9 protein-coding genes are annotated in these 7,279 nt (G+C 66.0%); 5 read left to right on the forward strand and 4 right to left on the reverse strand.

All coding sequences use genetic code 11. The features are described from left to right. From EN994_RS11470 to EN994_RS11485, 4 genes are all read left to right on the forward strand, one after another. The coding region (locus EN994_RS11470) for an ABC transporter permease (RefSeq protein WP_164745875.1) at nt 1-450 on the forward strand (450 nt) is incomplete at its 5' end. After that, nucleotides 447-1,277 carry an ABC transporter permease gene (locus EN994_RS11475; protein WP_063169055.1) on the forward strand — a complete coding sequence of 277 codons (831 nt, stop codon included), beginning with the start codon at nt 447-449 and terminating at the stop codon, nt 1,275-1,277. The genes EN994_RS11470 and EN994_RS11475, both read left to right, overlap by 4 nt. Then, on the forward strand, nt 1,274-2,176 hold the full coding sequence (locus EN994_RS11480) for an ABC transporter ATP-binding protein (protein WP_063169056.1): 903 nt from the start codon (nt 1,274-1,276) through the stop codon (nt 2,174-2,176). The genes EN994_RS11475 and EN994_RS11480 overlap by 4 nt, the downstream gene beginning before the upstream one ends. Beyond that, nucleotides 2,173-2,973: an ATP-binding cassette domain-containing protein gene (locus EN994_RS11485; protein ID WP_013529483.1), complete on the forward strand. Its 801-nt coding sequence runs from the start codon at nt 2,173-2,175 to the stop codon at nt 2,971-2,973. Before EN994_RS11480 ends, EN994_RS11485 begins: the two co-directional genes overlap by 4 nt. 25 nt (nt 2,974-2,998) lie before the next feature. On the opposite strand, the gene EN994_RS11490 is transcribed toward EN994_RS11485, so the two are convergent. Both EN994_RS11490 and EN994_RS11495 read right to left on the reverse strand, forming a co-directional pair. Continuing rightward, on the reverse strand, nt 2,999-3,610 hold the full coding sequence (locus EN994_RS11490) for an NAD(P)-dependent oxidoreductase (RefSeq protein WP_063169057.1): 612 nt from the start codon (nt 3,608-3,610) through the stop codon (nt 2,999-3,001). A gap of 37 nt (nt 3,611-3,647) precedes the next feature. Then, entirely contained in the window at nt 3,648-4,286 is a 639-nt protein-coding gene (locus tag EN994_RS11495; RefSeq protein ID WP_024504444.1) for a DsbA family protein, read from the reverse strand. A 134-nt stretch (nt 4,287-4,420) separates the two neighbouring features. On the opposite strand from EN994_RS11495, the gene EN994_RS11500 reads away from it, so the two are divergent. Then, complete coding sequence (locus tag EN994_RS11500; RefSeq protein WP_063170340.1) at nt 4,421-5,338, forward strand: LysR family transcriptional regulator; 918 nt, start codon at nt 4,421-4,423, stop codon at nt 5,336-5,338. A 12-nt stretch (nt 5,339-5,350) separates the two neighbouring features. Here the strand turns inward: EN994_RS11500 and EN994_RS11505 are convergent, their stop codons facing one another. Both EN994_RS11505 and EN994_RS11510 read right to left on the reverse strand, forming a co-directional pair. Further along, entirely contained in the window at nt 5,351-6,967 is a 1,617-nt protein-coding gene (locus tag EN994_RS11505) for a GMC family oxidoreductase (RefSeq protein WP_127307542.1), read from the reverse strand. Continuing rightward, nucleotides 6,964-7,279: FGGY-family carbohydrate kinase (locus tag EN994_RS11510; protein ID WP_245466010.1), on the reverse strand; the 316-nt coding region annotated here is incomplete at its 5' end. The genes EN994_RS11505 and EN994_RS11510, both read right to left, overlap by 4 nt.

Consider the following 7,279-nt stretch of genomic DNA (forward strand, 5'->3'; position numbering starts at 1 on the left):
GGCCTTGACCGCGCAGCCGACATCGCCGTCCATCTTATCCTGCCTGTTTCGGCCCTCGGCTTCATCTACCTGGCGCTCTATCTGCGCATGATGCGCGCCGGCATGGCCGAGGTCTGGCGGCAGGATTTCGTCTTGGCCGCGCGCGCCAAGGGATTATCACGCCGCCGCATCGTGCTCGCCCACGTCGCCCGCAATGCACTGCTGCCGCTGGTCACCATGCTCGGCCTGCAGTCGGCGCAGATGCTCGGCGGCAGTGTCGTCATCGAGAGCGTCTTTTCCGTGCCCGGCCTCGGCCGGCTGGCGCAGGAGGCAGTCGCCTCCCGCGATACGCCGCTTCTGCTCGGCATTATTCTCACCAGCGCCGTCCTGGTCATTGTCATCAACCTTGCCGTCGACATCGCCTATGCCTTCCTCGACCCGCGCGTCGGCGCCTGCGAGGCCGGCGCATGAGTGCCCTCCGCCGCTTTCTGCGCACGCCCGAGGCGGTCGCCGGCGCCATCCTCCTGGCGGCGCTGATCGCCATGGCACTGTCGGCGTCGCTGCTGTTCCCCGGCGATCCGCAAGCGATTGCCGGGCCGGCGCTGCTGCCGCCGTTCCAGGACTGGTCGCTCCCGCTTGGCACCGATCGGCTTGGCCGCGACGTGCTGGCCGAGCTTTTTCATGGCGCCCGCACATCGCTGGCTGTCGGGATCGCCGCCGCGGCCGCCGCACTTGTCGTCGGGGCAGTGGTCGGCACATTGGCCGGCTTTGCCGGCGGCCTCGTCGACGAGGTGCTGATGCGCATCACCGACGCCTTCCAGACCGTGCCGAGTTTCCTGCTGGCACTGGCCTTCGTCAGCGTCGTCGGACCGTCGCTCGGCATCGTCGTGATCGCCATCGCGCTCGGCACCTGGACCGGACCAGCCCGTGTCGCCCGCGCGGAAGTCCTCTCCATTCGCGAACGCGATTATGTCGCCGGCGCCAGGGTCATCGGCATGCACCCGCTGGCGATCGCCTTTCGCGAGGTGCTGCCCAATGCCTTGCCGCCGGTGCTGGCGATGTCGTCGGTGATCGTCGCCGCGGCGATCCTCACCGAGGCGGCCTTGTCGTTCCTCGGCCTGGGCGATCCCAACCGGGTCACCTGGGGCGGCATGATTGCCGAAGGCCGCGCTGTCCTGCGCACCGCGCCCTTCCTGTCGATCGTCCCGGGCATAGCGCTGGTGCTGACCGTGCTCGGCGTCTATCTCGCCGGTGAAGGCATTGTCGAGACGACGGCGGTCAGGAGAGGCCTGTCGTGACCGCGCTGGCTTCGATCCGCGACCTGACGGTGACCTACCGCCGCGACGGCAGCGAGGTGGCGGCGCTGAAGGATGTCAGCCTCGATATAGAGGCTGGCGAGCGCTTGGCCATCATCGGCGAAAGTGGCTCGGGCAAGAGCACGCTGGCGCTGGCGATTGCCGGGCTGTTGCCGGCAAGCACCAAGACTGAAGGAAAGATCGATTGGTTCCTACCGTCGGCGTTGGGCGCCAAGGCACCTCCCTCTGTCCTGCCGGACATGTCCGGCAGGACAGAGGGGGGCCTCGTAGAGCACAGACCGCAAAAGCTCTTCACCAGATCAAGTCACCCTCCCCGCGGCGGCCGCGATATCGGTTTCGTCTTCCAGGACCCATCCGCCAGCCTCGACCCCGTAATGCCAATCGGCAAACAAATCGCCGAAGTCGCCCGCACCCATCTCGGCCTCACCTGGTCCCAGTCCTATGCCAGGGCCAAAACCCTGCTCGAACGCGTCCGCCTGCCCGATCCTGACTCGGCCCTGCGCGCCTTCCCGCACCAGCTTTCCGGCGGCCAGAAGCAGCGTGTGGCGATCGCCGCCGCCATTGCGGCCGGTCCGAAATTGCTGATCGCCGACGAAGCGACCAGCGCGCTCGATACCATCGTGCAGGCCGAGATCGTCGCCTTGATCCGACGCCTGGTGACCGAGGACGGCATGACGCTGCTGTTCATCAGCCATGACATCGCGCTGGCGGCCGAGCTTGCCGGGCGCATCGCCGTTTTCCGCCATGGGCAGTTGGTCGAGCTTGGCATGACGGCGCAGATTGTCGGCGCCCCGGCCCAACCCTATACGCGCGCATTGCTCGATGCCGATATCGGCCTCGACACCAAGCCGCTGCTGAACCGAGCCGGGCTCCACGCATGAGCCTGCTGGCGGTGTCCAACCTCACCAAGCGCTACCGTCGCGGCGACAACACCATCGCTGCAGTCGACGATGTCTCCTTTCACATCGAGCCGGGCGAAACGCTGGCGTTGGCCGGACCCTCCGGCAGCGGCAAATCGACGATCGCGCGGGTGGTGCTGCGATTGATCGAGCCGGACGACGGACGCATCGAGTTCGAAGGCGACGATTTCCTGGCCCTGCGCAGCGCAGCACTGCGTGCCCGCCGCGCGCGCCTGCAAATGGTGTTCCAGGACCCGCTTGCCGCCTTCAACCCGCGCGCCACAGTGGCGCGTGTGCTCGACGATCCCTTGCGCATCCATGGCATCGCTTCCCGCAGCGAGCGCCCGCGCCGCATCGCCGCCTTGCTGGAGCGCGTCGGGCTGACGGCGGACCTCGCCCCGCGTGCCATCCATGAAATCTCAGGCGGCCAGCGGCAGCGCGTCGCCATTGCCCGCGCCATCGCCACGAAGCCGTCGCTGATCGTGCTCGATGAAGCGGTGTCGGCGCTCGACGTTTCCGTGCGCGGGGAGATCCTCGAGCTTTTGCTCGACCTGCAGCGCCAGGAAAAGATCGCCTATCTCTTCATTTCACATGATCTCGGCGTCATCCGGTCGATCGCCCACCGCGTTATCCTTCTCGACGCCGGCCGGGTTGCCGAGAACGGCGATGCCCGAACCGTCATCGACGCACCGCAATCGGCCATTGGAAAGGCGCTGGTGGCGGCAGCACCGAGATTGAACCGGACCCTGATGCGGCTGGCGTCGGCCGGCCTCGATTGAGACCCGGCCGCCACCATCCGTTCGCTCAATAGCCGACGGTGAAGCGCTGCCTGATATGGGCCGGCTTCTCGATCTCGTCGACCATGACGATCGCGTAGTCCTCGAAGGAAATGCTGCTGCCCTCGTCGGAGGCGAGAAGCGTGTCCTTGCCGAGGCGGAATTTGCCGGTGCGCTCGCCAGGCACGAACATGGCGGATGGCGACAGGAACGTCCAATCGAGGTCGTCGACCGTCTTCAATCTGTCCAGGAAGTCGGCGCCCTTCTGCGCTTCTGCCTTGTAGATCGCCGGGAAGTCGGGGCTATCGACCAGCCGCTTGCCGGGCGCGACTTCGAGACTGCCGGCGCCGCCGACGACGAGATAGCGCTTCACGCCGGAGGCGCGCACCGCCTCGATCAGTGCATCGGTATCGCTATCCAGGAAATGCACAGAGCTGATCACAGCGTCATGGCCGCGGATCAGGTCCGCGAGACCTTCTGTGTCGAAGACATCGCCCTTCCTGGCCGTCACGCCCGGAAGCGCGACAATCTTTTCCGGGTTGCGCGCGATGCCCGTGACGGTATGGCCGCCATCGGAGAGTTCCCTGAGAAGGCGCGAACCGACAGCGCCCGATGCACCAATGAGAGCGACTTTTGCCATGTCTGTTTCCTTATGCTTGGGGGTCTGGAGGATGGGGTCACGCCGCCGCGATGTGGGCGACGAGATTGTCGAAGCTGCCGAACAGCGCGTTCGAACCGATGAGCCGGGGCGCATCGTTGCGGATGACCGCGAGCGAAGGCACGCCATCGGCATGCAGGCGCTGGAACAGCGCACGGCCACGGCCAACCTGATCGCGGTGAGCCGCCAGCAATGTTTCGGTCGGCGCCTTGAGCATTTCGGCGGCGTCCGCCATGCCGTCGGCGGCGAGCACCTCGGCCACACCGCCGATCGTCACGACATCGCGTCCTTCTACATAGCGCGCATGCTGGATCGTCTTCAGCGCCGCAAACCGGCGGCTAGGGTCCTCCAGGCCAGCGGCAGTGATGCCGAGTGTGGCGGCATGTGAGTCGAGCAGGGTGCCACGGACATTGAGGACATTGTGCCGGTAGGCCGGCGTGAACGATTGTCCGGTCAGGCGCTCGATGCGCTGGTCGTTCGCCCAGGCGTGCGCCGCAAAACCTTCATCCATCGGACGCGCGCCGGCGCCGGAAAACAGGCCGGTCGGCAGCAGCTCGACGCGCACGCCGGCGGCCGACAACCGGCCGAGCATCCGGGTGGCACCATAGCACCAGCCGCAGAGCGGATCGAAAAGATAGGTCACTTCTGAATTGTTCATAATCGCTGCTACCCATGATCCGGCTGCCGGCTTGATCGAATGCCGTTGGCTGATATGTGGCAGGTGGGGGTCTTGCGATAAATGGCACCCAATAATACAAACTGTATGATCTGATCATACAAATGGCAGCCAGCTTGGCCGAACTTCTGAACCTCAATCGGCTCGCCTACTTCACCACGGTGATGGAAACCGGCTCGTTCACGGCCGCAGCCAACCGGCTTGGCGTCGCCAAGGCCGTGGTCAGCCATCAGATCGGCAAGCTCGAAGAGGAACTGGGCGCAACGCTGCTGCAGCGCACGACCCGGCGTGTCACGCCGACCGAAGAGGGGCGCCTCTTCTATGACCGCGCGATGATCATCCTGCGGGAAGCGGAGGCCGCCTATGGCGAAATCTCGCGCGGGGCCGTCGAACCGAGCGGAACGCTGAGGCTGACGGCGCCGCTCGACTACGGCACCAAGATGGTGGCTCCGGTCATGGCGGCCTATCTCAGAACCTATCCGCAGATGCGCGTCGAGGCGATCTTCGACGACGCCGTCAGCAATCTGGTGGACGAGCAGATCGATCTCGGCATCCGCGTCGGCTGGCTCACCGATTCCTCGAACCAGGCGCGGCGGCTGGGGACGATCCGGCAAATCGTGGTGGCGAGCCCTGGCTTCGCGGCGAGCCTGCCGCCCGACCTGACGCCGCACCAGGCAAGATCGCTGGCCTGGGTCGGCAACACCCAGTTGCGCGGCATCGGCCAATGGCTGTTTTCCAGGGATGGCGAAACGGTGCTGACCGAGCTCAATCCGGTCCTCATGTGCGACAAGAGCCCCGCCGCCCTTGCTTGCGTGCTCGTCGGCATCGGGCTGGGCGTCTTTCCGGACTACAGCGTCAGCGACGATATCGCCGAGGGGCGGCTGGTGCCGGTATTTGCCGACTGGAGCCTGCCGTCAGGCGGCATCCACGCAGTCTTTCCGCCGGCCCGGTTCCGGCCCGCCAAGGTGCGCACCTTCGTCGATCTGCTCGCGGCGGCCGAGAAGCGGCGATCGCGCGGTGTTGCCACGGCTTGAAGCCGATGGCGGTCAGCGGGCCTCTTGCAGGATCATCTCGGCTGCCTTCTCCGCGATCATGACGACCGGCGAGTTGGTGTTGCCCGAGACGATTGTCGGCATGATCGAGGCATCGACCACGCGCAGCCCGGCAAGCCCGTGAACACGCAGGCCGTCGTCGACCACCGCCATCGTATCCGAACCCATCTTGCAGGTGCCGACGGGGTGGAAGATCGTCGTGCCGATATCGCCGGCCTTGCGGATGAGCTCTTCATCGCTGTCATACTGCGTGCCGGGCAGCATCTCTTCCGGCGCAAAGCGCGCCACCGCCCGAGCCTTCATCAAGCTGCGGACATGGCGCAACGACGCGACGGCCACGCTGCGGTCTCCCTCGGTGGAAAGATAGTTCGGCCGGATCTTCGCCGTCTCCCGCGCGTCGGACGAAGCCATGTGCACGCTGCCCCGGCTTTCCGGACGCAGATTGCAGACCGAGACGGTGACCGCGGGAAAGCGATGCAGCGGCTCGCCCAGACGGTCGGTGCTCAGCGGTTGCACATGATATTCCAGATCGGGCGTTGCGAGGCGCGGATCGCTCCTGGCGAAGATGCCGAGCTGGCTTGGCGCCATCGACAGCGGCCCGCTGCGCTTGAGCGCGTATTCCAGCCCCATCGACGCACGGCTGACCAGATTGTGGTAGCGCTGGTTGAGTGTGGCGGTGTTGGCGACCTTGAAGACGGTGCGTATCTGCAGATGGTCCTGCAGATTTTCACCGACACCCGGCAGCGCGTGACGAACATCCACGCCGATGCCCGAGAGCAGGTCGGGGCGCCCCACCCCCGACAGTTCGAGCAGCTTGGGCGAGTTGATGGCGCCGGCCGCAAGGATCGTCTGTCCAGCGCGGACCTGATGCAGGCGGCCGCCTTGGCGGAAAACCAGTCCGGTGACGCGCCGGCCGTCGAATTCGAGCCGTTCGGTTTCCGCGCCGAGCACTACGCGCAGGTTCTTGCGCCCCGCTATACCGCGCAAAAACGCCTTCGATGTGTTCCAGCGGACGCCCTTCCTCTGGTTGACCTCGAAATAGCCCGAGCCTTCATTGGTGCCGGTGTTGAAGTCTTCGGTGCGCGGAATGCCGAGTTCCTCGGCCGCGTCCCCGAAGGCGTCGAGGATCGGCCATGAAAGCCGCTGCCGTTCGACCCGCCACTCGCCGCCGCTGCCGTGCATGGCGCTCTTGCCACCATGGAAGTCTTCCGACTTGAGGAAGTAAGGCAGGACATCGTCCCAGCCCCAGCCGGCATTGCCGGCCTGGCGCCAGCCATCATAGTCGGCAGCCTGGCCGCGCATGTAGATCATGCCGTTGATCGATGAACAGCCGCCGAGCACCTTGCCGCGCGGATAGTTGAGGCTGCGTCCGTTGAGACCGGCTTCCGGCTCGGTCTTCATCATCCAGTCGGTACGCGGGTTGCCCATGCAGAAGAGATAGCCGATCGGGATATCGACCCAGTGATAGCGGTCGCTGCCGCCGGCCTCGAGCAGCAGCACCTTGTTGCGCGGATCGGCCGAGAGCCGGTTGGCGAGCACGCAGCCGGCGGAGCCGGCACCGACGATGACGTAGTCGTAACTGCCGAACGGAGACGGTGAAGCTTCGGTCACGTGCGCGCCTGCTGTCCGGCGATGCGCTCCCACATCGGGGTCATCGCCTGGTTGATCTCGCCATAGAGTCGATACCGCCGTGCGTATGCGTGAGCAACCGTCTCGTTGGGTACAAAATGTCGGGCGGCCGCTGTCATGGCGGTTGCACCGGCACTGTAGTCCGCGAAAATGCCGACGCCGGTGCCCGCCGCGATCGCCGCTCCCAGCGCGCCGGTTTCGCGGCTGCGCGCCACGGTGACGGGCACGCCGAGCACATCGGCGAAAATCTGCGGCCAGACGCTGCTGCGCGAGCCGCCGCCGGACAACACCACC

Source organism: Mesorhizobium sp. M7A.F.Ca.CA.002.09.1.1, from assembly GCF_003998555.1.
Lineage (GTDB): Bacteria > Pseudomonadota > Alphaproteobacteria > Rhizobiales > Rhizobiaceae > Mesorhizobium > Mesorhizobium ciceri.

What these genes read in the sequence shown, in the direction of transcription:
- EN994_RS11475 (WP_063169055.1), top strand. Translation starts at nt 447, where the DNA reads ATGAGTGCCCTCCGCCGCTTTCTGCGCACGCCCGAGGCGGTCGCCGGC.
- EN994_RS11485 (WP_013529483.1), top strand. Translation starts at nt 2,173, where the DNA reads ATGAGCCTGCTGGCGGTGTCCAACCTCACCAAGCGCTACCGTCGCGGC.
- EN994_RS11490 (WP_063169057.1), bottom strand. Translation starts at nt 3,610, where the DNA reads ATGGCAAAAGTCGCTCTCATTGGTGCATCGGGCGCTGTCGGTTCGCGC.
- EN994_RS11495 (WP_024504444.1), bottom strand. Translation starts at nt 4,286, where the DNA reads ATGAACAATTCAGAAGTGACCTATCTTTTCGATCCGCTCTGCGGCTGG.